A 26,873-nucleotide genomic window follows, 5' to 3' on the forward strand; every position below is an offset into this window, starting at 1 on the left:
GCCGCAAGCCGGTAACGCTCCGCTACACTAGTGGGATGGAGAATTTGGGCACTCACGAACTGCGCAACCTTGTGAACGATGCTGCCGACGAGGCAGTCAACATCGGCTATCGCGTTGCAGACCGGCTGCACAGGTGGCGCGAAAAGCGCGCCATCGCCGCCGGTCGCGAGCCTATCCTCGTGCCCACCGAAGGCTACGGACGCGCCGCCTCCGAAGGAAACCCCGGCTGGGTCCGCATCATCGCCCGCGCACTCTACAAGACGGTCAACCTCGAACGCCTGCTACAGGTCGTAGAAGGCACCCAAGACACCGCCAACCCCATGCGCGGCTGGCGCTCCTTCACCGCAACCGCAATGTCCGACGCGCCCGTCACCATCGTCATCGACGGCACCAAGTATGAGGCGTACACCGACCGCGGCGGCGTACTCGACGTCAAACTCAGCATCGACCTGGACCCTGGCATGCACGAAGTCATCATGTACGTGCCCGGCTCCCGCGCCGTAGCAACCAGCGTCTACATCGTTCCCGAAAGCCAGAAGCTCGGCGTCATCATGGACGTCGACGACACCGTCATGGTCACCATGCTGCCGCGCCCCCTCGTCGCTGCCTGGAACTCCTTCATTCTCGACGAGCACGCACGCATCCCCACCCCCGGCATGGCGGTCATGACTGACCGTATCCGCCGTAGCCACCCGGATGCGCCGTTCATGTACCTGTCCACCGGCGCCTGGAACATCACCCCGACCCTGCGCCGCTTCCTCAGCCGCAACGGCTACCCGCGCGGCACGTTCCTGCTCACCGACTGGGGCCCCACCCCCGACCGCTGGTTCCGCTCCGGAACCAACCATAAGGTCGAGTCCCTGCGCCGCCTCGCCGAGGAATTCCCGCAGATGAAGTGGATCCTCGTCGGCGACGACGGGCAGCGCGACCCGTACATCTACAACGGCTTCGCGGTACGCTACCCGGACAACGTGGCGGCAATCGTCATCCGCAACCTGACCGTGGGGGAGACCATGCTCGCCTCCGGCCGCGTGTGGAGCGACTACCGCGCCGAACAGATGATGCGCTCGCCGCTGTGGATTGAAGCCACCGATGGCGTAACGCTCAGCAAGAAGCTGCGCGAGCTGGGCCTGATCGATTTCTAGCCGGTTACTGCTCACCGGTTGCTAAAACCAGCATGGATACCCAGTAAACCCACCGCAAATACCGCGAAATGCCGGTATATGCGGTGGGTTTTGGTGTTTCAGCGGAATTAACCAACTTAAACCCACGACACACCGGCTGCTGAAAAAGAGTTAAAAATCTTTTCTACAGCCTTAATCACATAGCTTAAACCCGCTCGAAGGGGGTTAACCCCCGCCTTTAAGAAAGTCCGTTCTGCTTTAAAACCGCGCCGTTCCGCGCAAGAACGGGTGAGAGCGGAAATCTCTTTAAAATCAAGCCCGAATCTGCCGGGTTTTATGCCCCCAAACGCATACATGAGGTTAACTGAACCTCAACTCAGCGGGCGAATGAACCCTTAAAAATCCTGACCAACTTAAACCCCACCTGTGGATAACCCGGCACACCCCGCGAAAATACGGCGAACTAGCCCCGCGGCAGGGTGTGGATAAGCTGTAGACACCCCCTCTTAAGTGGGTTCAACTGTGGGTTTATCGAACGAAACACGACCCTCGCACCACATCATCTTGTGGTGCAGAAAAATCTCGACACTAGATGTAGTATTAATACTCGGTTCCACCACTACGGCACTTTTAGGCGCCCTGCCCCAGAGCAGGAAACCGCCACGCCCCACTAGGAGGGGGCAGTGGACGGCACAGCGCCCGCCGTAAATAACACGTGGTGAACCACCGACGAAACACGCCAGATTCATTCACGAGATAAGCCCGCCCGAGCGGGAGAAAGTAAGAGGCACTCCCATGGTAGTGACCGTGTACACCAAGCCCCAGTGCGTCCAGTGCAACATGACCTACCGCGCCCTCGACGCGAAGGGTATCAGCTACACCAAGGTTGATATCACCGAAGACGCTCAGGCCCTCGAAATGGTCAAGTCCCTCGGCTACATGCAGGCACCCGTCGTCATTGCAGGCGACGAGCACTGGTCCGGCTTCCAGCCCGACAAGATCAACGCTCTGGCAGCGTAACAACCCTGCCGAAACCCGTACAAACGGAAAATCGGCACGGAACCACACCGGCCCACGAGAATAAGGAGTACAGATTGAGTACCGCCCTCACGCCCAACCCCGTCGACGAGCACGCAGAAATCCGCAAGATTCTTATGGATGCACGCAATGCTTCCGAGGGTCGAGCGACCGCGGACGAACTGGACGATACAGCGCCACTCATCGTGTACTTCTCCTCCATCTCCGGTAACACCCACAAGTTCGTGGAGAAGATCCGTGCCCGCCGCCTCCGCCTGCCGCTGCGCACCGGCGAAGACACCCTCATTCTTGATGAGCCGTTCGTGCTCGTCGTCCCCACCTACGGCAAGCCTGAAGGCGCCGGTAACGTTCCCCCGCAGGTGGTTAAATTCCTGAACGTGGAGCAAAATCGCCAGCATATGCTCGGTGTGATTGGCTCCGGCAACACCAACTTTGGTCCGCTCTTCGGTATCGCGGCAGACATTGTCGCCAAGAAGTGCGAAGTGCCCGTGCTCTTCAAGTTTGAGCTCATGGGCACCGATTCAGATGTAGAAAAAGTCAACGAAGGATTGGAAGCATTTTGGACGCAAAACTGCCCTCAGCACTAGAAACTCTCGGTGCGAGCCACAGCGGCAAGAGCGTGCCCGAGAAGTTCAAGGGTATGAGCTACCACGAACTGAACGCACTGCTGAACCTCTACGATGAGAACGGCCAGATTCAGTTCGATGCAGACCGCCAGGCTGCACGTCAGTACTTCCTGCAGCACGTCAACAACAACACTGTCTTCTTCCACGACCTGGAAGAGAAGATCGAGTACCTGATCGAGAACCAGTACTACGAGCCGGAACTCTTCGACAAGTACAACTTCCAGTTCATTAAGAACCTGTTCAAGCGCGCCTACGCCGTGAAGTTCCGCTTCCCGACCTTCCTGGGTGCCTTCAAGTTCTACACCTCCTACGCGCTCAAGACCTTCGACGGTCAGCGCTACCTGGAGCGTTTTGAAGACCGCGTCTGCATGGTCGCACTGCTCCTGGCAGAAGGCAACGAGAAGCTCGCCGAAGACATCGTGGACGAGATCATCTCCGGCCGTTTCCAGCCGGCAACCCCGACCTTCCTCAACGCAGGTAAGAAGCAGCGCGGCGAGCTCGTCTCCTGCTTCCTGCTGCGCATGGAAGACAACATGGAGTCCATCGGCCGCTCCATCAACTCTGCACTGCAGCTCTCCAAGCGCGGCGGCGGCGTGGCATTCGCCCTGACCAACCTGCGCGAATCCGGTGCGCCCATTAAGAAGATTGAGAACCAGTCCTCGGGCGTTATCCCCGTCATGAAGCTGCTGGAAGACGCCTTCTCCTACGCAAACCAGCTCGGCGCACGTCAGGGTGCCGGTGCCGTGTACCTGCATGCACACCACCCCGACATCTACGCCTTCCTGGACACCAAGCGTGAGAACGCTGACGAGAAGATCCGCATCAAGACCCTCTCCCTGGGCGTTGTCATCCCCGACATCACCTTCGAGCTGGCGAAGAAGAACGAGGACATGTACCTCTTCTCCCCGTACGATGTGGAACGCATCTACGGCGTGCCCTTCTCCGACATCAACGTCTCCGAGAAGTACTACGAGATGGTCGACGATGCACGCATCACCAAGACCAAGATCAACGCGCGTGAGTTCTTCCAGACCATCGCAGAGATCCAGTTCGAGTCCGGCTACCCGTACGTGATGTTCGAAGACACCGTCAACCGCGCGAACCCCATCGCCGGTAAGGTCATCATGTCCAACCTGTGCTCCGAGATCCTGCAGGTTTCTGAGCCGTCCACCTACCACGCTGACCTCGGCTACGAGACCGTCGGTAAGGACATCTCCTGCAACCTCGGTTCGCTGAACATTGCACTGACCATGGACGGCGACGACTTCGGCAAGACCGTGGAAACCGCGATTCGTTCGCTGACCTCCGTCTCCGACCAGTCCGACATCCGCTCCGTACCCTCCATCGAGCGCGGCAACAACATGAGCCACGCCGTGGGTCTGGGCCAGATGAACCTGCACGGCTACCTGGCACGCGAGCACGTCTACTACGGTTCCGAAGAAGCACTGGACTTCACCAACATGTACTTCTACACCGTCGCCTACCACGCAATCCGCGCCTCCATGCAGATTGCTAAGGAACGCGGCCAGCGTTTCGAGGGCTTCGAGAACTCGAAGTACGCATCCGGTGAGTTCTTCGCCAAGTACATTGAGAAGGAATGGGCACCGCAGACCGAGCGTACCCGCGAACTGTTCGCTAAGCACCACATCCCCACCCGTGAAGAGTGGATTCAGCTGGCTGCTGACGTGGCACAGTACGGCATGTACAACCAGAACCTGCAGGCTGTTCCGCCGACCGGCTCCATCTCCTACATCAACGGTTCGACCTCTTCGATTCACCCGATTGCTTCGAAGATTGAAATCCGCAAGGAAGGCAAGCTCGGCCGCGTCTACTACCCGGCGCCGTACATGACCAACGACAACCTGGAGTACTACCAGGACTCCTACGAAATTGGTTACGAGAAGATCATCGACACCTACGCTGTGGCAACCCAGCACGTGGACCAGGGCCTGTCGCTGACCCTCTTCTTCCGCGATACCGCAACCACCCGCGATATCAACCGCGCCCAGATTTACGCATGGCGTAAGGGCATCAAGACCATCTACTACATCCGTCTGCGTCAGATGGCTCTTGAGGGTACCGAGGTTGAAGGCTGCGTATCCTGCATGCTCTAGCCCGAATGCTGTGACGCATTCAGCTTGAGCTGGCACACTATAACTAAAGACTGGAAGGGGCGGTTACGGTGAACACGCAAACCGCCTGCGCGACCGGTTGGGCGCGCGTGGGACCGTAACCGCCCCTTAAGAATCGGAGAATTACTAATGAGCGAAAAGGTGAAGCTCGTCGACCACGTGATCGAGGCTATCAACTGGAACCGTATTGAGGACGAGAAGGACCTTGAGGTTTGGGATCGTCTGACCGGTAACTTCTGGCTGCCGGAAAAGGTGCCGCTGAGCAACGACGTGCCCTCCTGGAAGACCCTGACTGAGGAAGAGAAGCAGCTGACCATGCGCGTCTTCACCGGTCTGACCCTGCTGGACACCATCCAGGGTACTGTCGGTGCCGTGTCCCTGCTGCCGGACGCTGTGACCGCGCACGAAGAGGCCGTGTACACCAACATTGCGTTCATGGAGTCCGTGCACGCGAAGTCGTACTCCTCGATCTTCTCGACCCTCGCCTCCACCAAGGAGATTGACGAGGCGTTCCGCTGGGCTTCTGAGAACGAGCACCTGCAGAAGAAGGCGAAGATCGTTCTGTCCTACTACATCGGTGACGACCCGCTGAAGAAGAAGGTTGCTTCCACTCTGCTGGAGTCCTTCCTGTTCTACTCTGGCTTCTACCTGCCCATGTACTGGTCTTCGCACGCGAAGCTGACCAACACCGCTGACCTGATTCGTCTGATTATTCGTGACGAGGCAGTGCACGGCTACTACATTGGTTACAAGTTCCAGCGCGGCCTGGCGAAGGAGTCCCCGGAGCGTCAGGCAGAGCTGAAGGAGTACACCTTCAACCTGCTGTACGAACTGTACGAGAACGAGGTGGCGTACACCCACTCCCTGTATGACGGTGTGGGTTGGAGCGAGGACGTGAAGAAGTTCCTGCACTACAACGCTAACAAGGCTCTGATGAACCTGGGCTACGAGCCGATGTTCCCGGCGTCCGTGACTAACGTGTCCCCGGCGATCCTGTCGGCACTGTCCCCGAACGCTGATGAGAACCACGACTTCTTCTCCGGTTCAGGCTCTTCCTACGTGATCGGTAAGGCTGTGAACACTGAGGACGAGGACTGGGACTTCTAAGCCCCCTCTCGCCCTGCGATATAAGGCTGAGATAAACCGTACGGAACCCCCGCGTGTCCACTGTGGATGCGCGGGGGTTCCGCCGTTTAACCGCTAGGTCAGTACTGAATAAAGGTCGGATACGATAATTAGCTAATCGGTAGCCGTTGCGGCATATCTTAGTCACCTGCATATTTTTTGCAGTAGTGAACTGGTCTGTATAAGGTGTAGAGCCCTGCCACTATCAGCAATGATAGCAACAGGGCTCATACGCAGAGATTCTAGTTATCTATTAGATCTTGGTCTCCATCGGAGACCCTCGGGGGAAAGAGCAGCATCTACGATTGCCTTAGCCTTAACGCAGGCATTATCAGCATCTATGATACTTTCTCTAAGGAGAGAACCAGAACCATATCTAGCATCAACTGATGCACGATGTAACTGCTCATATGCGAATGCCTTTGATGGATACAAGGCTTGGATAACCTGATTCTGACCTATACCGCGACCGCTATATCGATGCCCGCTATGGTGTGTAGCATATCGCGAATCCTGAATGAGACCCGGTGCATTGGTAAGTCGGTTAATCTCGTCATCGCTCTTATCTAAGATTGGGTCGGTTAGTATGGCAAAGCGCATGGCGTGGTAAGCAGCATAAAAGGCACAAATTTTTGCGACAACAGGGTCGTCAACTTTGTACTTCTCAGCACTCTCCAAAAAATATTTGGCTTTTCCCTTGTGGTAGTCCACACTAGGCTGACTGTTCATATGCAAATATGTCCTAAGCCATTGCGTAGGTTTTGCTCTTGGAGTTGTGATTTTCGGTAGTAAATACCGGGGAGTCAGTAGCAAAAAAACGCAAATCTAGCATGGTTTCACTAGCGAAGAGGGGAACAATCTCGTCGATGTACTTGAGGAAAATATTTTCCATAGTCTCGTCGGTCTGTTCTCGCAGAGCAACATGAATGATAGTCTGCTGCAACGCAGGGGTGTATTCGACAAGGAGGTTTTGTAGATTCTCCTTGCCGAAATAGAGAACACAGTGCTCACCGATACTGGTAACAAGTGCTTGGGAATCCAAGGTTTCATCAGTCATCTTGCTGGTCTCCTTTCTTGGTATCTCAACGCCACTCCACACACTATGCTGTACTCTCCGAACTAACTTTCAGTGTTCGAGTTCCGTTGTCTCTTAGTAACTGTAACCTACCATAGGCTTACCTTGAGTCATCTCAGGTTACACCACCGAGACCCGATAATCCTCATTTTATTGCCGAGATTACTTTTATGTCCTACCTCTGGCAGGCAGACTTATAGCTTAACATGCACGATACGACTACCCTCTTCAAAACTACTATAGAGCGGGGAATCTAGTCTGAAGTATGCTCAGCTTTAGCTCGGTTATAGCTGCTAAACGTTGAAAATTGTGACGCTGTGACCTCATGTTTTCTGGACGAATACCCACCTGGAAGGCGCGGGGGTTCCGCCGTTTAACCGGGCTATTTACCCCGGCAGGATGCGGCGGAGAAGTTGCGCAGAAGCAGTGCAGAAGCAGGGGAGCGGGAGCTGTTTTGCCGGTCCCGACGGTTCCAACTGCCGGAATTTTTGTCTTCACCCCGTAGCATAAAAAATTATTGATATATCGGGGCGCGGGGCGTACTGTTGGATTACTATCCCACAATCCCGAAAAAGGAACATCATGCGTTCAGTTGTTATGGAAGCCCCCGGCAAGGTCGTCGTCAACGAAGTTGAGAAGCCGACCCTCCTCGAACCCACCGACGCCATCATCAAGCTCGCAGCATCCTGCATCTGCGGCTCCGACCTGTGGCCCTACCGCGGCGCAGACGCAAAGCCCGTCGACCACCGCGCAATGGGCCACGAATACATCGGCGAGGTCGTAGAAGTCGGCTCCGAGGTCACCACCGTAGCCCCCGGCGACTTCGTCGTAGGCTCCTTCTGCATCTCCTGCGGCGAGTGCGAAACCTGCACCGCAGGCTACCCCTCCCGCTGCCTCAAGGCAATCGCAGCAGGCGACACTTACATCGGCATGCGCTCCAACGGCACCCAGGCAGAATACGCCCGCGTACCCTTCGCAGACGGCACCCTCGTCAAGACCCCCGCAGCCCCCACCGAAGAGCAGATCCCGCACCTGATGGCGGCATCCGACGTGCTCGGCACCGGCTGGTACGCAGCAGACGCAGCGCAGGCAGGCCCCGGCAAGACCATCGTCGTTGTTGGCGACGGTGCAGTCGGTCTGAGCGCAGTCATCGGCGCTAAGCAGCTCGGCGCGGAGAAGATCATCATCATGTCCCGCAACCCCGAACGTCAGGCGCTTGCTAAGGAATTCGGTGCAACCCACATCGTGGAAGAGCGCGGCGAAGAGGGTATCGCCAAGGTTCTGGAGCTCACCGACGGCGTGGGCGCACACGGCGTTGCGGAGGCTGTTGGCTCCCAGCAGTCCTTCGACCAGGCACTCGGCTGCGTACGCCACGGCGGTTACATCGGCTTCGTGGGCGTGCCGCACGACAGCGCCATCGGCACTGATAAGCTCTTCGACAAGCAGGTTCACCTGGAGGGCGGCCCCGCCCCCGTGCGCAAGTACCTGCCGACCCTTATCGACCTGATTTACAAGGGCGAAATTGAGCCCGGTAAGGTATTCGACCTGGTTCTGCCCATCGACGAGGCAGCTAAGGGTTACGAGGCAATGGACCAGCGTACCGCCACCAAGGTTCTGCTGACCATGCCGTAATAGCCGCTCGTATCGCCGGTTCTTGTACTTTCTTGTACTAGCAACCCGGCGCGTATACGCTACTAATCCCCGCACCGACCCTGTTCACTCCATGTGAGCGTAGGGTACCGGTTGCGGGGATTCGTGCATTAAAAATTGAGTTTATTTGTCGGAGTCCGGCGAGGTGAGGGACAAATGCGTGAGCCAAGGCATAGAATAAAAGAGCATGATTCGTACAACTCGAAGGATGACAATGACGAAGAAGCCTTTCCCTTCCGACCTCGAAATCGCACTTGCCGCCGATCTTTGGCCCATTAACAAGATTGCAGCGGACAACGGCATCAGCGAAGATCGCCTTGAACCCTACGGTAAGTACGTGGCTAAGGTCCTCCTCGACGAAACCACCAACGCAGAGACCGCCCGCAAGCGCGGCTCCAAGTACATCGTGGTTACCGCAGTCACCCCTACCCCGCTCGGTGAAGGTAAGACCGCAACCTCCGTCTCGCTCGCACAGGGCTTCGCACAGACCGGCCGCAAGGCAATCCTGGCTCTGCGTCAGCCCGCAATGGGCCCAACCTTCGGCATTAAGGGCGGCGCAGCGGGCGGCGGCTACTCCCAGATCGTTCCCATGGAGAAGCTGAACCTGCACCTGACCGGCGATTTCCATGCCGTCACCGCAGCACACAACCTGCTTGCCGCAATGATTGACAACCACCTGCACCACGGTAACGAGTTGCGCATCGACCCGCGCGCAATCGAGTGGCGCCGCGTTATCGACATGAACGACCGCTCCCTGCGCAACATCGTCGTGGGCCTGGGCGAACGCATGGACGGCGTGGTCCGCGAGACCGGTTTCGACATCACCAGCGCCTCCGAAATCATGGTGATTCTCTCGCTGGCAACCTCCTTCAAGGACCTGCGCGAGCGCCTGGCAAAGATCGTGATCGGCCTGAACTACGACGGCGAGCCCGTCACCGCAGCCGACCTGAAGGCTGACGGTGCAATGTCCGTCATCCTGGCAGACGCCATCAACCCGAACCTGCTGCAGACTCTGGAGCACACCCCCGCACTGATTCACGCGGGCCCCTTCGGCAACATCGCAACCGGTAACTCCTCCGTGGTCGCCGACTACGTTGGCCTGGAGTACTCCGACTACGTGATTACCGAGGCTGGCTTCGGTGCCGACATGGGTGCGGAGCGTTTCTTCAACGTCAAGTGCCGCGTCTCCGGCCTGAAGCCCGACGCAGCAGTGCTCGTCGTGACCGTGCGCTCCCTGAAGTCCCACTCCGGCCTGTACAAGATCGTTCCGGGCAAGCCCCTGCCCGAGGGCATGCTGCAGGAAAGCCCCTCCGACGTGGAGAAGGGCGCAGAGAACCTGAAGAAGCACATCGAGATTGTGCGCAACTTCGGTGTTCAGCCGGTCGTGGCAATCAACGCGTTCCCGACCGACTTCGAGTCCGAGCACGAGACCATCCGCCGTATCGCTGAGGAGGCTGGCGCTCGCGTCGCTATTCACCGCGGTGTGGCTGAGGGCGGTAAGGGCACCACCGACCTGGCAAACGTAGTTGCTGAGGCATGTGACGACGTTTCGGATCTGAAGTACACCTACGATCTTGAGGACTCCATCGAGACCAAGATCGAGAAGGTCGCCACCAAGGTCTACGGTGCGGACGGCATCTCCATTGCTCCCGCTGCCGCTAAGCAGCTGAAGCGTTTCGCTGAGCTGGGCTACTCGCACCTGCCCGTGGTCATTGCGAAGACCCACCTGTCCATCTCTTCGGATGCAACTCTGAAGGGCGCACCGACCGGCTGGACCCTGCCCGTGCGCGAGGTTCGCCTGGCTGCAGGTGCCGGCTACGTCTACGCTATCTGCGGCACCATGCGCACCATGCCGGGCCTGAGCAAGAGCCCCGCAGCTGAGCGCATCGGCTTCGATGAGAACGGCGTGATGATCGGCCTGTCCTAAGGCGACTATTCCGGCTGATCTATAGCTAGTGGAGGCGGCGTTCCTTCCCCACAGCGGGGGAGGGGCGCCGCTTTCCTGTGCTCCAGTGGTGGCAGGTACCGGGCGGCAGATGGGGTGAATGCCGGTGTGATTGCCAGTGAAAAGGCTGAGCATTGGGGTTTTGGGTGCTGAACGGTGCTGAATGGCGGGGGAGTGAAGGATAGTGGAACCCCTAGTGGAGGGGTCTTTCACCCTTTCCTTGAAGGCTTCCCGAGTGCCCCTCCGGAGGGCGGAATTGGTACGTGCTGGTTAATAATTGGGCTCTATTTATGCTTGAAAGTCAGTTTTTATTAAACAATCTGTAGAGATTGATTTTTTAGTGACACACTGTCTTGCATTTTGTGAAAATATGATATTGACTAGGTGTTTTATTTTTTGACAGGGGTTTCAATGGGTGTGCTCAGTGAACCTGAAGGCGGGGCTGCTGTTATCGTTTTGTTATAAAAGTTCTACTTTAGGGGGTGCCTAATGGGATCAAGCAGACCAATTGATTTTTCCCTCGCGTGTATACCTGAACATGTTTTGAACAGTGTGCGGCACATTTTTTCCGTTTCATGAAGTTGCAAGAGCTTGAAGATAGTTTGACCTTAACCCTCTACTTCCGCGGAATACCGGGTTGAAACCGGGTATTAAGCCTTCAAAATTACTGAGTGTGAAGCTCAGGTTAAAGGTGCACTGAAGTGCCAAATGAGGGAAAATCTAAAATTATTTTGAGTGAAATAAGTCACGCTAAAACTCGAAAAAAATGAAATTGGTACGTATGGATAGCCTAAAAAACAGCTATTTTTATTACAGAACGATTACATTGAGGCGCGGGTCACTAAAACCGGCTCTCCGTACCAAATTGAGCGGTAAAACAGCCCCCAAAAAGTTCGCTACTATTGAGTCATCAAGTAATCGTGAGATTTCCAAAGTCCTCGGGTTGCTTGTGTTTGAGTGAGTGATAGATACCCCTGGGTGTCATGAGAAGCGACTGCGTATCGATGCGCAGTCGCTTCTCTGTTTAACTTTTGAATTTCGCTGCTTGAATTTCAATGGAGCCTCAGATAGGCGGGACCTTGGCTAGAGCCTGTACCGAACGTGCTCCAGAGTCTGTTCCGAAGGCGCCCTGAACATGCATCCCGAACATGCATCCCGCACATTCAACGCCGAATGCGCTCGGAATGCGCTCATAGGGAAGTGCTCTATATGGGTGCCTGCCGCATCATGGGAGCCCCTACACTGGAACTATGACTACTTACCCCGAACCCACCCTCATCTTTGAGAACCCCGAACTGACTGTCCGTGCGTTCAGCGTCTCTGAGATGGACAACAGCGTCTACCTCATCACCATGCGCGCCACCGGTGAGCAGGTGCTTATCGATCCCGCGGACGATGCAGAAGAACTCTACGCCTTCACTCTCGATGCGCTCCTGAATGACTGCCCGCAGCTCGAACTGGCAGACGGTGAAGAACGCCGCGTGCGCGTTATGGAGAGGGATGAGGACTTCAATTCCCTCAGGCCTCGCGCGATCGGTTTGACCGGCATCCTGGTCACTCACGGCCACTGGGACCACATTCGCGCTATTAAGGAGCTTGACCGCCTCACCGGTGCCGTCACCTCCGCGGGTGCAGCTGACGCAGCCGCCATTAAGGAACAGGAAGACTACACTGTCGAAGAGGAGCTGACCGGCGGCGAAAGCTTCGACTTCTATCTCTCTGACACCGTCATTCGTGCCCTGCACGTGCCCGGCCACACCCCCGGATCCATCGTCTACACCCTCGAAACCACCTGGGAAGACGGCACCCCCGCAACCCTGCTGTTCACCGGCGATACCCTCTTCCCCGGCGGTGTGGGTAAGACCGACTCCCCGCAGCAGTTCGGTGAGCTCTTCTCCAACGTGCTCGAAAAGCTCTTCGGCGGCTTCGAGGACGACGCTATCGTGCTGCCCGGCCACGGCCGCTCCACCACCCTCGGCGATGAGCGCCCCCACCTGGAAGACTGGGGAACCCGCGGCTGGTAAATCGCCCCTGTCAACCCACCTCATATATCCGCCTCATATAAGTACTGCACCCTCATACCTTCACCTGCCGCATAATCCCGCTGGTGAAAGGTGTGAGGGTGTAGAATTTAAGTTCGAAGATAAGACGAAAGGATTTTCGATGACACCCCGCCCGGCACACGGTAGCACCGCACTCAAAGCGAACGATCTGACCAGCATCCGGGTTCAGGGTGCCCGCGAAAACAACCTCAAGAACGTAGACCTCACCATTCCGCGTGATGCGATGGTCGTCTTCACCGGCCTCTCCGGCTCCGGTAAGTCCTCCCTCGCCTTCGACACCATCTTCGCGGAAGGTCAGCGCCGCTACGTTGAGTCGCTGTCCTCCTATGCGCGTATGTTCCTCGGACAGGTCGATAAGCCCGATGTAGACTTCATCGAGGGCCTCTCCCCGGCGGTGTCTATCGACCAGAAGTCCACCTCCAAGAACCCGCGCTCAACCGTCGGTACTATCACCGAAATCTACGACTACATGCGTCTGCTCTGGGCACGTATCGGTCACCCGCACTGCCCTGTCTGCGGTGAAGAAATCACCCAGCAGACCCCGCAGCAGATCGTGGACATTCTGCAGGAATACCCCGAACGCACCCGCCTGCAAATCCTCGCGCCCGTCGTCAGCGCACGTAAGGGCGAGTTCGTGGACCTCTTCAAGGACCTGCTCACCCAGGGCTATTCGCGTGCCCGCGTGGACGGCCAAACCGTGCAGCTCTCCGACCCGCCCAAGCTCGCCAAGCAGTACAAGCACACCATCGAGGTGGTCGTCGACCGCATCGTCATTAAGGACGGTATTCACCAGCGCCTCACCGACTCCATCGAAACCGCGCTCAAACTCGCCGACGGCCGCGTGCTCATCGACTTCGTGGACCGCGAGCAGGACGACCCCGAACGCACCCGCTCCTTCAGCGAAAACCTCGCCTGCCCCAACAACCACCCGCTGCAGATCGACACCATCGAACCGCGCGCCTTCTCCTTCAACTCGCCGTTCGGCGCATGTAGCGCCTGCGACGGCATCGGCTCGCGCCTGGAAGTAGACACCGAACTGCTCGTACCCAACCCCGACCTGACCCTCGGCGAGGGCGCTATCGCCCCCTGGTCGCAGGGCAAAGCAACCACCGAATACTGGCTGCGCCTGCTCGCAGGCCTGGGGGAGGAGCTCGGCTTCGACCTGAACACCCCCTTCAAGGACCTGCCCGCCAAGACCCGCGCCGCCATCCTGGACGGCAAGGACTACAAGGTTGAGGTGTCCTACCGCAACCGATTCGGCCGCGAACGCCGCTACACCTCCGGATTCGAGGGCGTGAAGGCGTACATCAAGCGCAAGCACGAAGAAACCGAATCGGACTTCGCCCGCGACCGCTACGAACAGTACATGCGCCAGGTCCCCTGCCCCTCCTGCGGTGGCGCGCGCCTGAACCCGACCATCCTGGGCGTGAAGGTCGGCGGCAAGTCCATCGCAGACATTACCGACCTGTCCCTGGCTGACGCACTTAGCTTTGTGCGCGGCCTGCAGCTGACCGCCCGCGAAGCCAAGATTGGTGAGCAGGTCCTCAAAGAAATTGATGCCCGCCTGCAATTCCTGCTGGACGTGGGTCTGGACTACCTGACCCTCTCACGCTCCGCCGGTACGCTTTCCGGCGGTGAGGCGCAGCGCATCCGCCTGGCAACCCAGATCGGTTCGGGCCTGGTCGGTGTGCTGTACGTGCTCGACGAGCCCTCCATCGGCCTGCACCAGCGCGATAACCGCCGCCTCATCGAAACCTTGACCAAGCTGCGCGATATGGGCAACACGCTTATCGTGGTTGAGCACGACGAAGACACCATGCGCGAAGCCGACTGGATCGTGGATGTAGGACCCGGCGCCGGCGAGCACGGTGGCGAAATCGTACACTCCGGCAGCTTTGAGGAGCTGCTGAAGAACACCAAGTCCATTACCGGCGACTACATGGCTGGCCGCCGCAGCATTGAGGTACCCGCATCCCGCCGCCCCGTGGACAAGAAGCGTCAGCTGACCGTGCGCGGCGCCCGCGAAAACAACCTCAAGAACGTGACCGTGTCCTTCCCGCTGGGCGTGTTCACCGCGGTGACCGGTGTATCCGGCTCGGGTAAGTCCACCCTCGTCAACGACATTCTGTACACCTCCCTGGCGAACAAGCTCAACGGCGCCAAGCAGGTACCCGGCCGCCACAAGAGCATCGACGGCCTGGAACACCTGGACAAGGTCATTCACGTGGACCAGTCGCCCATCGGCCGCACCCCGCGCTCGAACCCCGCCACCTACACCGGCGTGTTCGACCACATCCGCAAGCTGTTCGCAGAGACCAGCGAAGCGAAAATGCGCGGCTACACCCCCGGCCGATTCTCCTTCAACGTCAAGGGCGGCCGCTGCGAGGACTGCTCCGGCGACGGCACCCTGAAGATTGAAATGAACTTCCTGCCGGACGTTTACGTGCCCTGCGAAACCTGCCACGGTAAGCGCTACAACCGCGAAACCCTCGAGGTGCACTACAAGGGCAAGACCATCGCCGACGTACTCGAAATGCCCGTGGAAGAGGCCGCCGAGTTCTTCGCCGCGTTCACCCCGATTGCGCGCCACCTGAACACCCTCGTGGACGTGGGCCTGGGCTACATTCGCCTGGGCCAGCCTGCGACCACCCTCTCCGGCGGTGAGGCGCAGCGTGTGAAGCTCGCAACTGAACTGCAGAAGCGCTCCAACGGCCGCTCCATCTACGTGCTGGACGAGCCGACCACCGGCCTGCACTTTGAAGACATCCGCAAGCTGCTCGCCGTGCTGCAATCGCTGGTTGACAAGGGCAATAGCGTTATCACCATCGAGCACAACCTGGACGTGGTCAAGTGCGCCGACTGGATTATCGACATGGGCCCCGAGGGCGGTAGCGGCGGCGGCACCGTGATCGCTGAGGGCACCCCGGAACAGGTGGCTCAGGTGAAGGGCTCGCACACCGGCGCGTTCCTTGCTGAGATCCTGAACTAGTCGAGAACTTGAACCAGAGGAAACCTACGTGACTGATACTCAAGGAACCGCACCTGCCCGGGGAGCTCAGGCAATCCGGGGCGCTGTGAACCGTGGCCCTGTGAACCGCGGCGCTGTGACCACAGCGGACCGTGCCCGGCACATCCTGCACACCCAGCTGGAGGCGGACTTCTGCCAGGCACCCGGATCGATTAGCCGCGCCCTCGAAGAGCTACGCGACTACCCGGAAGCCGAGAGCCTGCCGCTACTCGCCACCGTGCAGCCTCCCTCCGAAAAGATGGGTGCCGCACGCCGCCGCAACGACGACATCTGGGAGCTGCGCGTCGCCAACTACGCGAGCGTCGGAATTCTCTGCGCCAAGCATCCGCGCGTGCTGGAGAAGGCCATCGACTACATGCTAGGCGACCAGTCGAACTGGCTGGGCGACTACGCGCAGCTGCGCCAGCTCAACGAACTGCTCACCCCCTACACCCAGCAGGTCAGCGGCACGAGCATTTACTACACGCCCGGCCGCGCCCTGCTGAACTCGGTCGTACCCGAGGGTGTGCAGGCGCAGGAAGTGAAGTGCGCCGTGCCCGGTGTGGGTATGATGCGCCGCGTTGACCCCGCCGAGCTGAAGGCTGCGCTGCTTGCCGAAATCACCGGCGAGCGCACCATCCGCAGGGAGGCAAACGCCTCCGCGGGTGCGCTTGAAGTTGATCCGGAAGACACGGAGGCGCGCGTAACCCGCCTGCGCGTGGAGCTGCTGGACGCTGAGCAGTTTGAGCGCTTCCGCGGGGATAAGCGCTACTCGAACGCGCTGGGCTTTAGTGTGACCCGCCCGGATGTGCTGGTGCTCGCCGCATACCAGGTGGAGGAGAACGCATCTAAGGCATCTGAAGTAGCCGCGGCGGGGGAGAGCACCCCTGCGCTCGCAGACCCTATCGCTATGGTCGGCATGAGCGACGATTCGCCGATTATGCGCCAGATCGGTATTGATGTGTTGCCCGCCTGGCGCGGTGCCGGCATCGCCAGCGTGCTGGTGCGTGATGCGGCACGCCTGACCCTGGCGGAAGGGTACCTGCCGTTCTACGGTACGAGCCCCTCGCACATGCTGTCGCAGAGGGTTGCGATGAATGCCGGGTTGGTGCCGACCTGGTGGGAGTATGTCTCTACCAGCCTGAACGACCTACCTATGGACTAGATTTGCCCGTTCGCCCGCGCTAGGCATAACGGACATGCGCAAAAGCCCCCGAGATTTGGAGTCTCGGAGGCTTTTTATGTGCTCATTTCGCGGGGTTCATTCCACGGGGTTCAGAGCCTAGAACCTTAGCGTCTAAAACCTTAGCTTCTAAAGCTCCGCGCCGTTGCTGGCAATCACCTCGCGGTACCAGTGGAAAGACTTCTTGCGGTAGCGCGCCAGGGTGCCGGTGCCGTCGTCGTTGCGGTCCACGTAGATGAACCCGTAACGCTTGGACATCTGCGCGGTGGAGGCGCTAATCATGTCGATGCAACCCCAGGTGGTGTAGCCGAGCACGTTCACGCCGTCCTCAATCGCCTCACGCACCGCATGCAGGTGCTGGCGCAGGTAGTCGATGCGGTAGTCGTCTTCCACAGTGAGCTCACCATTCACCTCGACCAGTTCGTCACGGGCACCCAGGCCGTTCTCCACGATGAACAGCGGCTTCTGCCAGCGGTCCCAGTACTGGTTGAGGACCACGCGCAGACCGGTCGGGTCGATCTGCCAACCCCATTCGCTGGCGGGCAGGGTCGGGTTCGCCACGCCGCCGAGGATGTTGCCTTCGCCGCGCTCGCCGCGTGCCGGGTCGCTGGTCGCGCAGGTGGACATGTAGTAGCTGAACGACACGAAATCCACGGTGTTCTTCAGGTCCTCGCGGTCCTGCTCGGTGATGTTCAGTTCCACACCCTTTTCACGCAGGGCACGCAGGAAGTAGCCGGGGTATGCGCCGCGCACGTGCACGTCACCGAACGCGAAGTTTGCCTGTTCCGCCTGCATGGCGGCGAGGACGTCGGCGGGGTCGGGGGTGAGCGGGTAGGTGGGCATGGCTAGAATCATGCAACCGACCTGTGCGCCGGGTGCCAGTTCGCGTGCCGCGGCGGTGGCGCGTGCGGAGGCGACCAGCTCGTGGTGCATCGCCTGGTACAGGTCGGCGTCGCTGAGCTGATCCGCCGGGGTGTTAATGCCGCCGGACATGGACGGCAGGTGCAGCATGGAGTTGATTTCGTTGAAGGTCAGCCAGTACTTCACGCGCTTGCCGTAGCGGGCGAATACAGTGCGGGCGTAGCGTTCGTAGAAGCCGATGAGTTCGCGGCTGGTCCAGCCGTCGTACTGCTCGACCAGGTGCAGCGGGGTTTCGTAGTGGCTGAGGGTGATGAGCGGCTCCATGCCGTGCTTTTCGAGCTCGTCGAGCACGCGGTCGTAGAAGGCGAGGCCTGCCTCGTTCGGGGTTTCTTCGTCGCCGCGGGGGAAGATACGCGACCAGGCGATGGAGAAGCGGAAGACCTTGAAGCCCATCTCCGCGAGCAGGGCGATGTCTTCGCGGTAGCGGTGGTAGAAGTCGATGCCCTCCAGCTTGAGGTTGTCCTCGGTGGGTTCGGCGGTGCGCGGGTACAGACCACCGGCGGGCAGCACATCCTGCAGGCTGGGGCCCTTGCCGTCTTCGTTCCAGGCGCCTTCGAACTGGTTGGCGGCGGTGGCGCCTCCGAAGAGGAAACCGTCGGGGAAAGCGCCGAGCGGCTGCGGCTCGGTCAGCGCAGGGTTGGCGTGCTGCTCAATGCTGACGTGGGGCAGCGCGGCGGTTTGGGCGGTGATGTGCTGGTCCTGATGCACGACATCCTCCAAGGTGTTTTGGGTCTTTCTTCTACCCTAGCGGAGGGGGTGGGGGATTACTAGGTTTTAGCTACCCGGGTGGACATTTCCGTATTGTGGGGAGGCGTAGGAGCTGTGGCGGGCGTAACCGTAAAATAGGAACGTGCAGATTATTCGAGAGACCGGCCCCGAGTCCGGCGATATCCTCATTCACCACGACCAGACGGTGCAGATGCTCCGCGAGGTGGCAAGCGGGCAGCGTGAAGCCACCCTACGCATGTATCAGCCGAACCCGACGGTTGCGTTCGGCCGCCGTGACGAACTGAACCCCGGCTTTGCGGATGCCTCCGCGGCGTGCGCCGAGCACGGTTTCGAGATGCTGGTACGCAAGGTCGGCGGGCACGCCGCCGCCTACCATCAGGGGTGCCTGGTCGTGGACCATTTTCAGCCCGCCTCCGACGCGCGAAGCGGCAACACCCTACGCTATGAACTGTTTGGTTCCATGTACGCGCAGGCGCTACGCGAAGTCGGCGTGGACGCGCGCATGGGCGAGATCCCGGGGGAGTACTGCCCCGGCGAGTATTCGGTGCACGCGCAGCTTCCCGCCTCCGCAGGTGGTGGCCGCATTAAACTGGTCGGCACCGCCCAGCGTGTGGTGACCGGCGGCTGGTGGTTCAGCACCGGCATCGTGGTCTCCGATTCTGCACCCCTGCGGGCGGTCACCGCGGATGTGTACCGTGCCCTCGGCATGGACCTGGACCCCGCCACGGTGGGTGCGGCGCAGGACGCGAACCCCGAGCTACTCATGGAAGACCTGGAAGACGCCATCGTTGAGGTGTACGCTCAAAACGGTTTTTGCTGAGTGATACGCTGGGCGGATTTCACTCATTTTTATCCCTGACTTTACCCATAGACTTTTACCCCTAACCCACCCCGAATTACCCCCCCCACCTGAAGCACTATCCCCACCTGAAGCGAAGGAGCATCCATGCGTTGGGCACAGATTAAGGACTCGAAGGGCAGCCGCGCGGTCTGCTTCTTTGAAGAGACCGTGTACGAGCTTCCGGCGAAGCTCAGCCCGCTACTGAATTTCTACAGCCGGTTCCGCCTGAACTTTGGCGACCCGAAGAACGCCCTGGCGATTCTGAAGGAGAACGGCGCGACCGTCATGGGTCACGGTGAGGAGCTGTGGAACTCCCTGCCCTTTATTCGCCCGCTGGATAAGCCCGGCAAGATTGTGTGCGCGGGCCTGAACTATCGCGACCACGCCGCGGAAATGAACCTTGAGGTGCCCGAGCATCCGGCGCTGTTCGCGAAGTTCCCGAACGCGCTGATTGGCCCCGGCGAGCAGATCCGCATGCCCGCCGATGACGGCACCGGCAGCACGAAAATCGACTGGGAGGTTGAGCTGTGCCTGGTCGTGGGCGCTCGCCTGCGTAACGCCACGGAGGAGCAGGCGCTCGAGGCGCTGATGGGCTACACGGTCATGAACGATGTGTCGGTGCGTGACTGGCAGGGCCGTTCCTCGGAGTGGTTCCAGGGCAAGAACTGGGATGCGATGACCCCGTTCGGTCCGGTGATTGTGAGCCCCGATGAGGTTGACCCGGTTGCCGGCCTGGAGCTGGTGTGCGAGGTGGACGGCGTGGTGCGTCAGCGCGGCACGACGGCGGATATGGTGTTCACCCCGGCGCAGCTGCTGTCTTATATTTCGCGGTTCATGACCCTGGAGCCGGGCGATCTGGTGGCGACGGGTACCCCGGCGGGGGTTGGCTTGTCGCTGCATCCGCGTCAGTGGTTGAAGCCGGGCCAGACGGTGCGCACCCGCATTGAGGGTATTGGCGAGTTGGTGAATGTCTGCTCGGAGGCGGGCGCCCTGTAGCTATCCGGTAGCCCTGCGGGTGGTTCTGCGGGTGGCCCTGTAGTTATCGGGCAGCTCTGCGAGCAATCGCGATTGAACCCATGTGAACCCACGTGAACCCACTGAGGCGTCTGCGGTGCCTGCTATTGGGTGCACTAGAAGGCACCCATAAATGAATACTTATGCACCCCGCATGTGTTTTTGAGGCACATGCGGGGTGTTTCTATACCTTTTTAAAGCTCCCGGTGGGTGGCTTGGATTTCTTGGAATGCACGGCGAAGAGCGTCCTGTGCGGGGGAGTGTGGCGCATGCATGGTTACACGCTGCCAAACACACAAAAACTTTAAGATTTGACCTAAATCTTAGGGTTTTGGGTGGGTTTTGTGGGTCTATAGGGGTGAAGCAAGGGGGTTCCTATGGGCGCGGCCCCTGCTTGAAAGTTGCTGATCTGGCATACGGGAGCCCCTGTTTCGGTGATTGAGACCATATCTACCCCGGTGCAGAATCTCAAATTGTGGTCACGTGTGAGGAATTCAACAGGGGGTTTCGGCGCGTCATTCCGAGAAGTTTGTGGTTGAAGGTTTAGTTTTCCGTGCGCAATTTTCGTTTTTCTCAAGTTACCCTTGCTCGACTAGGGGTAAAACTCGAACACTGCGGTGCAAATTTTGAGAGACTGAACATCTACTTAGTGCACACAGGTGTAAAGAAATATGAGTCTAAACCTGAACTTTTAGCAAAAAATCGGTGCCCCAAGTCACAAACTCGTTTTGCGTTCGCCCCAAAGACTATGTAGGGTATGGGGATTATCTGAGAGTTTCCTGAAAATTCCTGCCAGAAGATCAGGACCCACCCGGGCACACCCTCAGATGCATATTTCACTCACGTCCGTGTTTGTTCATACAAACGCACTCACTCAAACAAGCCGACACGAACGGAAGAAAAACATGACCACAACTGCATCCAAAAATCCGGCACAGCGCCCGACAAACCGCCGCCGTGCCACCATCGCTGTCTCCGCAGCACTGGCAACCGTCATCACCGGCGCGAACCTCCCCGCGACCTTCGGTGCCACCGCCTCCACCCGCAACGTATCCGGTACCACCTGCGTCGACGCAGGCTACCGCACCGTGCCGACCCTCGCGAACATTACCAACGTCGCGCCCGGTCCGACCTGCTACTGGAACCCCGACCAGCAGGCACAGACCATCGACACTCTCGCACCGGTCAACTCCTCCCTCACCAAGGAACAGCTGACCACCACCGAGAACACCTCGCCCCTGAGCGGCAAGCTCGCCAGCGACTCCTTCGCAGCCCAGAAGCTCACCGGCACCGAAGCCGTCGCGCCCAACAGCAGCGAAATTAGCCGTACCTTCCTCGAATACAGCGGCGATGCGGGCAACCACCCCGTCACCACCGCCATCAACGGCGGTACCCTCAAGAAGATTCGCACCCAGACCGTCGGCGGCCATGAGAACATCCCGACCCTCGCCGTGAACTCCGCGAACCCGCACCAGGAGTACGTCGAGGTCGTCTCTCGTGACCAGCGCGTCAACGCTAATCCCGAGAACAAGCGCATTCTCACCGGCGGCATCCCGATCCCGAACTGGCTTGCTGAGGACCACGGCCTCTCCGGCGACCAGTCCATCGCCCTGTACGACGAGGCGACCGGCATCTGGCGCTCCTACTTCAAGTTCGTCAAGGATGCAGACGCACAGACCTACACCAGCACCGCCCGCGTGCAGGTGGGCGGCGGTAACGCATCCACCCCCAAGAGCGCCAAGATTCAGTACGACAACGTTGGCCGCGGCAACGCGGGTCAGACCGTCACCATTAAGGCACCCGTGAGCATCGATGCGAAGTCCGGCAATGCCCGCACCTCCTACCCGATTGCTCGCGGCGCGAAGTTCCGCCTGGCAAAGAACGTGCCCGGCGCGTCCATCAACGAAACCACCGGCGAGATCACCTACAAGATTCCGGCAGGCACCCGCGGCACCGTGGACATCCCCGTTGCGGTTGACTACCCGGCGACCTACCACGTGTCCTCCGGCGGCTACATGCTCGCTAAGCCGAACTTCGGCGGCGTGGGCGAAGACAACTACTGGCTGACCCTCAAGAACGGCACCTCCTCTGTGGTGGGCCTGGCAAACGAGCTCACCCAGATCGGTGTAGACGAGCTCAAGGCAGGCAAGATCAACCACATGGTGTCCATCACCGCGGCTGACTACGCGGCGATGACCGCCTCCTTCCCGGCGAAGGGCACCGACGGCAAGATTAACCTGAGCAAGTACCCGAACGCACCCCGTGCGGGCCAGCGCGGCTTCCTGCCCGCAAGCTTTGACGTGGAAGAGCACCTGGCAAACACCGGCCACGCCGACGACCAGCTCACCCGCATGATCCTGACCGCGATGAAGGAATACGGCTTCATCCTTACGGACCACAACCTCTTCACCAACGCATTCAACCTGGAGGCGGCAAGCTCCTACGCGCCCTACGCCCGCCAGGGTAAGAACGTGTACAAGGAAGACCCGCAGCTGGCGGCAATGTTCGCGAACTTCGTTCCCAGCGGTTTCACCGGCAACCAGTTCCCCTGGCAGCAGGTGCAGTGGATGCCCGTGAACTACACCGAGTCCGCTGAGAATACCGCACGCCGTGAGGGTACCCAGGTTCTGCCGCAGAGCAACAACCAGGCGACCGACTCGAACGCTGAGGCACACAAGATTGCACGCCCCGTGACCGTGCGCCGTTCCGCCGTGCGCACCCCCAACGCTGACCGCATCAGCGACGCCGAGACCCAGAACGCGGCAGTGAACCAGTCTTCGGACGCCGTGAAGTTCAAGTACCCCTCGGACGCTTACGGTAAGACCGGCACCGGCTCCGGCGTGATTTATCAGCCCGCCGAGCACCACGCCACCGTCTACTCCGGTGAGACCGCAGTCGCGCAGAGCGTACACCAGTCCCACAAGACCTCCCCGAACTACCGGTACGCCCGCGACTACAACTTCCAGGAAATCGAGCAGACCCCGAACTTCCGCCCCAGCCGCTGGGTCAACAAGGAGAAGGTCAACACTGCTGGCGGCCAGTTCTCCAGCGCGGAGACCGGTATCCGTTTTGCCTCCAACGGCAAGACCGGCACCTACTCGATTGACCTGAACACCCACGACGTCACCGGCACCACCTGGGACCTGCGCCGCGATAAGGGTACGAGCATCACCGTGAACCGCACCGGCAAGGCACCGGCACGCATGTCCGATGTGAAGGCAAAGAAGGGCGCAGCCGCGCAGCTGTACTCGATCCCGCTGAAGGTGCACGTGGTGGACAAGAACAGCCCCATCGCACGTGAGGACTCCGTCTCCCTGTACTCGGGCACCACCCAGAACGTGGCAGTGCTGAACAATGACGAAGCATCCTTCGGCGCGTACCGCCGCGGCGAAACCGTGAAGAAGCTGGAGCTGCTCAACCAGCGCGGCCAGGCCGTCAGCGCATACAGCGACGAATACGGTACCTACCGCGTGGTGACCCTGCCGAATGGCACCCAGGGTATTGCGGTTTCTGCTAAGAATAAGCAGGGCTTCGCACCGCTGGTCCGCTACCGCGCAGTGACCGACAAGGGCGTAAAGTCCGCTGAGGGCTACCTGCAGGTGGCAGTCGCTAACCGATAGCGGCCGCGCATGTAGTATTAGCGCACTTCAAGAGCGCACATAGGGGAGAGGGGCACGCTCAAGAAAGCACGCCGCACAGGCATCACTTTCTTGACGTGCCCCCTTTCCTGTACATAAGGTGAAAATACTATGACTCAGAGCCAGCACACAGACCACACCGAAACCACCCACGCTAACTACGCTACCGAACAGGTAGCAAAGCACGTAGCCGAGCATTCCGCAGAGCATGCCTCAGCGCACGCCCACGAGGCGCCCACCAACGCACCCCGCATCGAAGGCAACAGCCCCAAAGACTGGGAGGAACAGTTCGGCGGATCCGTCGCGATTTTCTCGGCGCTCGCTAACCCGCTGCGCCTGGCGCTTGCACACCACCTGATGCACCGCCCGCACAGTGTGAGCGAACTGCACACCTGCCTGGGCATTTCGCAGCCGCTCGCCTCGCACCACCTGCGCATCCTGCGTGAGGCGCACGTGATTGACCGTGAGCAGCAGGGCCGCACCACCATTTACCGCCTGAAGGACGACCATATTAGCCACATTGTGGTTGACGTGTATGAGCATACGCGTGAGCATCATGCGGACTAGTCTGCCCTCAAGCTGAGCGTTGGCTGGGAGCCGTTGTAAGATGGTGCGTGTCCGTGCACCAGTACAGTGCGGAATAGTATGCGCACCCGCGGCGCCCCGAGCGGCACGCTTGCGCCTGAGTTAAGGAGACTTATGTCTGCCGCTGAATCTTCAGCAATTGTTATTAGCGTTTCTGGTGAGGAGCGCGAGGTCACCGCGAAGACTGCCGCTGAGCTGTTCGCTGACGACCCGAAGATCGTTGTGGCACGCGTGAACGGCGTGCTCGTTGATCTCTCCCACGAGCTGTCTGCTGGCGACTCCGTTGAGCCGGTTTTCATTCACGAACCGGACGGCCTGAACGTTCTGCGCCACTCCGCTGCGCACGTGATGGCGCAGGCGGTGCAGGAGTACCGCAAGGACGCCAAGCTGGGCATTGGCCCGTACATTACTGACGGCTTCTACTTTGACTTTGATGTGGCTGAGCCGTTCACCCCGGAAGATCTGAAGAAGATCGAGAAGTCGATGATTAAGATCATCAAGTCCGGTCAGCTGTTCCGCCGCCGCGTGGTCACCCACGATGAGGCTGTTGCTGAGATGGCGAACGAGCCGTACAAGCTGGAGCTGCTCTCCCTGACCCAGGGCCCCGGTTCTGGTGCGGATGCTGCCGAGGGTGCATCCGTGGAGGTCGGCGAGGGTGAAATCACCATTTACGACAACGTGAACGCGAAGACCGGCGAGACCGTCTGGAAGGACCTCTGCCGCGGCCCGCACCTGCCGAACACCAAGCTGATCGCTAACGGTTACGCCCTGATGCGTGCCGGTGGCGCGTACTGGCGCGGTTCTGAGAAGAACCCCATGCTGCAGCGTATTTACGGTACCGCTTGGCCGACTAAGGACGAGCTGGTGGCGTACAAGGAGCGCATCGCTGAGGCGGAGCGCCGCGACCACCGCCGCCTGGGCCGTGAGCTGGACCTGTTCTCCTTCCCGAAGAACATTGGCCCCGGCCTGCCGGTGATTCACCCTAAGGGTGGCGTGATTAAGCGCGAGATGGAAGATTACGTGCGTACCCGCCACATTCAGGAGGGTTTCCAGTACGTCAGCACCCCGCACATTTCGAAGGAAGACCTGTTCTACACTTCCGGTCACCTTCCGTACTATGCGGACGGCATGTTCCCCTCCATGGAGCTGGATAACGGCAACTATCGTCTGAAGGCTATGAACTGCCCGATGCACAACGAGATTTACCGTTCTCGTGGCCGTTCGTACCGTGAGCTGCCGCTGCGTTTCTTCGAGTTCGGTACCGTGTACCGTGACGAGAAGTCCGGCGTGCTGCAGGGCCTGACCCGCGTGCGCATGATTACTCAGGATGACTCCCACTCGTATGTGACGAAGGAGCAGGCACCGGACGAGGTGCGTCACCTGCTGAAGTTCATGCTGAGCCTGCTTGAGGACTTCGGCATGACTGACTTCTACCTTGAGCTGTCCACCCGCGACACTGAGGGTGATAAGAAGGACAAGTTCATCGGTACCGATGAGCAGTGGGAAGAGGCTACCGCGGTTCTGGAGCAGGTCGCGAAGGAGACCGGTCTGGAGCTTGTTCCGGATCCGGGTGGTGCTGCGTTCTACGGTCCGAAGATTTCGGTTCAGGCGAAGGACGCGATTGGCCGTACCTGGCAGATGTCGACCGTGCAGTACGACTTTAACCAGCCGAGCCGTTTCGGTCTGGAGTACCAGGCTGCGGACGGCACCGTGCAGGAGCCGGTCATGATTCACTCGGCGAAGTTCGGCTCGATTGAGCGCTTCCTGGGTGTGCTGACCGAGCACTACGCGGGTGCGTTCCCGGCATGGCTGTCGCCGGTTCAGGTGATTGGTGTGCCGGTGGCTGAGGCGTTCAACGACTACATGACTGAGATCGCGGATAAGCTGCGTGCGCACGGTGTGCGTGTTGAGGTGGATTACGGTTCGGATCGCTTCACGAAGAAGATTCGTACTGCGTCTACTGAGAAGGTTCCGTTCATTCTGATTGCTGGCGGTGAGGATGCGGAGCACGGCGCTGTTTCGTTCCGTTTCCGCGGCAACAAGCAGGAGAACGGTGTGCCCGTGGATGAGGCTGTGGCACGTATTGTGGAGCATATCCGCAACCGCGTGAACGAAGACCCCAAGCCCAGCACTGAGGCTGCTGAATAGTACTAGGCTTTCTGGTCTAACTCATATAT

17 protein-coding genes are annotated in these 26,873 nt (G+C 59.5%); 15 read left to right on the top strand and 2 right to left on the bottom strand.

Translation table 11 applies throughout. The features are described 5' to 3' along the window. The first annotated feature begins 35 nt into the window (after positions 1-35). The 5 genes from RM6536_RS07880 (at position 36) to nrdF (ending at position 6,027) form a co-directional block, all read left to right on the top strand. Positions 36-1,145: an App1 family protein gene (locus RM6536_RS07880; RefSeq protein ID WP_060824702.1), complete on the top strand. Its 1,110-nt coding sequence runs from the start codon at positions 36-38 to the stop codon at positions 1,143-1,145. A 774-nt stretch (positions 1,146-1,919) separates the two neighbouring features. Then, positions 1,920-2,144, top strand: a complete 225-nt coding sequence (gene nrdH, locus RM6536_RS07885) for a glutaredoxin-like protein NrdH (RefSeq protein WP_005505794.1) — start codon at positions 1,920-1,922, stop codon at positions 2,142-2,144. A 74-nt stretch (positions 2,145-2,218) separates the two neighbouring features. After that, on the top strand, positions 2,219-2,749 hold the full coding sequence (gene nrdI / locus RM6536_RS07890) for a class Ib ribonucleoside-diphosphate reductase assembly flavoprotein NrdI (RefSeq protein ID WP_060824703.1): 531 nt from the start codon (positions 2,219-2,221) through the stop codon (positions 2,747-2,749). Further along, positions 2,722-4,902, top strand: a complete 2,181-nt coding sequence (nrdE, locus tag RM6536_RS07895) for a class 1b ribonucleoside-diphosphate reductase subunit alpha (protein WP_060824704.1) — start codon at positions 2,722-2,724, stop codon at positions 4,900-4,902. The genes nrdI and nrdE overlap by 28 nt, the downstream gene beginning before the upstream one ends. Before the next feature lie 147 nt (positions 4,903-5,049). Then, on the top strand, positions 5,050-6,027 hold the full coding sequence (gene nrdF / locus RM6536_RS07900) for a class 1b ribonucleoside-diphosphate reductase subunit beta (RefSeq protein WP_060824705.1): 978 nt from the start codon (positions 5,050-5,052) through the stop codon (positions 6,025-6,027). 760 nt (positions 6,028-6,787) lie between these two features. Here the strand turns inward: nrdF and RM6536_RS07905 are convergent. Next, positions 6,788-7,102 (bottom strand): hypothetical protein, encoded by a 315-nt coding sequence (locus tag RM6536_RS07905; RefSeq protein ID WP_060824706.1) that lies wholly within the window; start codon positions 7,100-7,102, stop codon positions 6,788-6,790. A gap of 600 nt (positions 7,103-7,702) precedes the next feature. Here RM6536_RS07905 and RM6536_RS07910 point away from each other — a divergent pair. The 5 genes from RM6536_RS07910 (at position 7,703) to RM6536_RS07930 (ending at position 16,950) form a co-directional block, all read left to right on the top strand. Next, on the top strand, positions 7,703-8,752 hold the full coding sequence (locus RM6536_RS07910; protein WP_060824707.1) for a zinc-dependent alcohol dehydrogenase family protein: 1,050 nt from the start codon (positions 7,703-7,705) through the stop codon (positions 8,750-8,752). 232 nt (positions 8,753-8,984) lie between these two features. After that, a complete protein-coding gene (locus RM6536_RS07915) occupies positions 8,985-10,697 on the top strand; it encodes a formate--tetrahydrofolate ligase (RefSeq protein ID WP_060824708.1) in 1,713 nt (570 codons plus the stop codon). A gap of 1,268 nt (positions 10,698-11,965) precedes the next feature. Next, positions 11,966-12,739, top strand: coding sequence for an MBL fold metallo-hydrolase (locus RM6536_RS07920; RefSeq protein WP_060824709.1), 774 nt, complete (start codon positions 11,966-11,968; stop codon positions 12,737-12,739). 139 nt (positions 12,740-12,878) lie between these two features. Then, entirely contained in the window at positions 12,879-15,767 is a 2,889-nt protein-coding gene (gene uvrA, locus RM6536_RS07925; protein WP_060824710.1) for an excinuclease ABC subunit UvrA, read from the top strand. 28 nt (positions 15,768-15,795) lie between these two features. Then, positions 15,796-16,950, top strand: a complete 1,155-nt coding sequence (locus RM6536_RS07930; RefSeq protein ID WP_060824711.1) for a GNAT family N-acetyltransferase — start codon at positions 15,796-15,798, stop codon at positions 16,948-16,950. 147 nt (positions 16,951-17,097) lie between these two features. Here the strand turns inward: RM6536_RS07930 and RM6536_RS07935 are convergent, their stop codons facing one another. Further along, the gene (locus RM6536_RS07935) at positions 17,098-18,597 is read right to left on the bottom strand and encodes a glycoside hydrolase family 1 protein (RefSeq protein ID WP_060824915.1); all 1,500 of its coding nucleotides are present in this window, start codon (positions 18,595-18,597) and stop codon (positions 17,098-17,100) included. A gap of 142 nt (positions 18,598-18,739) precedes the next feature. Between RM6536_RS07935 and RM6536_RS07940 the strand changes: the two genes are divergently transcribed. The 5 genes from RM6536_RS07940 (at position 18,740) to thrS (ending at position 26,844) form a co-directional block, all read left to right on the top strand. After that, positions 18,740-19,438, top strand: coding sequence for a lipoate--protein ligase family protein (locus RM6536_RS07940; protein WP_060824712.1), 699 nt, complete (start codon positions 18,740-18,742; stop codon positions 19,436-19,438). Between the two features lie 126 nt (positions 19,439-19,564). Continuing rightward, positions 19,565-20,455, top strand: a complete 891-nt coding sequence (locus RM6536_RS07945) for a fumarylacetoacetate hydrolase family protein (protein ID WP_060824713.1) — start codon at positions 19,565-19,567, stop codon at positions 20,453-20,455. Positions 20,456-21,378: 923 nt separating this feature from the next. Continuing rightward, a complete protein-coding gene (locus RM6536_RS07950; protein ID WP_060824714.1) occupies positions 21,379-24,093 on the top strand; it encodes a Rib/alpha-like domain-containing protein in 2,715 nt (904 codons plus the stop codon). A 129-nt stretch (positions 24,094-24,222) separates the two neighbouring features. After that, entirely contained in the window at positions 24,223-24,678 is a 456-nt protein-coding gene (locus RM6536_RS07955) for an ArsR/SmtB family transcription factor (RefSeq protein ID WP_060824715.1), read from the top strand. A gap of 132 nt (positions 24,679-24,810) precedes the next feature. Further along, positions 24,811-26,844 (top strand): threonine--tRNA ligase, encoded by a 2,034-nt coding sequence (gene thrS, locus RM6536_RS07960; RefSeq protein WP_060824716.1) that lies wholly within the window; start codon positions 24,811-24,813, stop codon positions 26,842-26,844. The last annotated feature ends 29 nt before the right edge of the window (positions 26,845-26,873 follow it).

This window comes from Rothia mucilaginosa (genome assembly GCF_001548235.1).
Classification (GTDB): domain Bacteria; phylum Actinomycetota; class Actinomycetes; order Actinomycetales; family Micrococcaceae; genus Rothia; species Rothia mucilaginosa_B.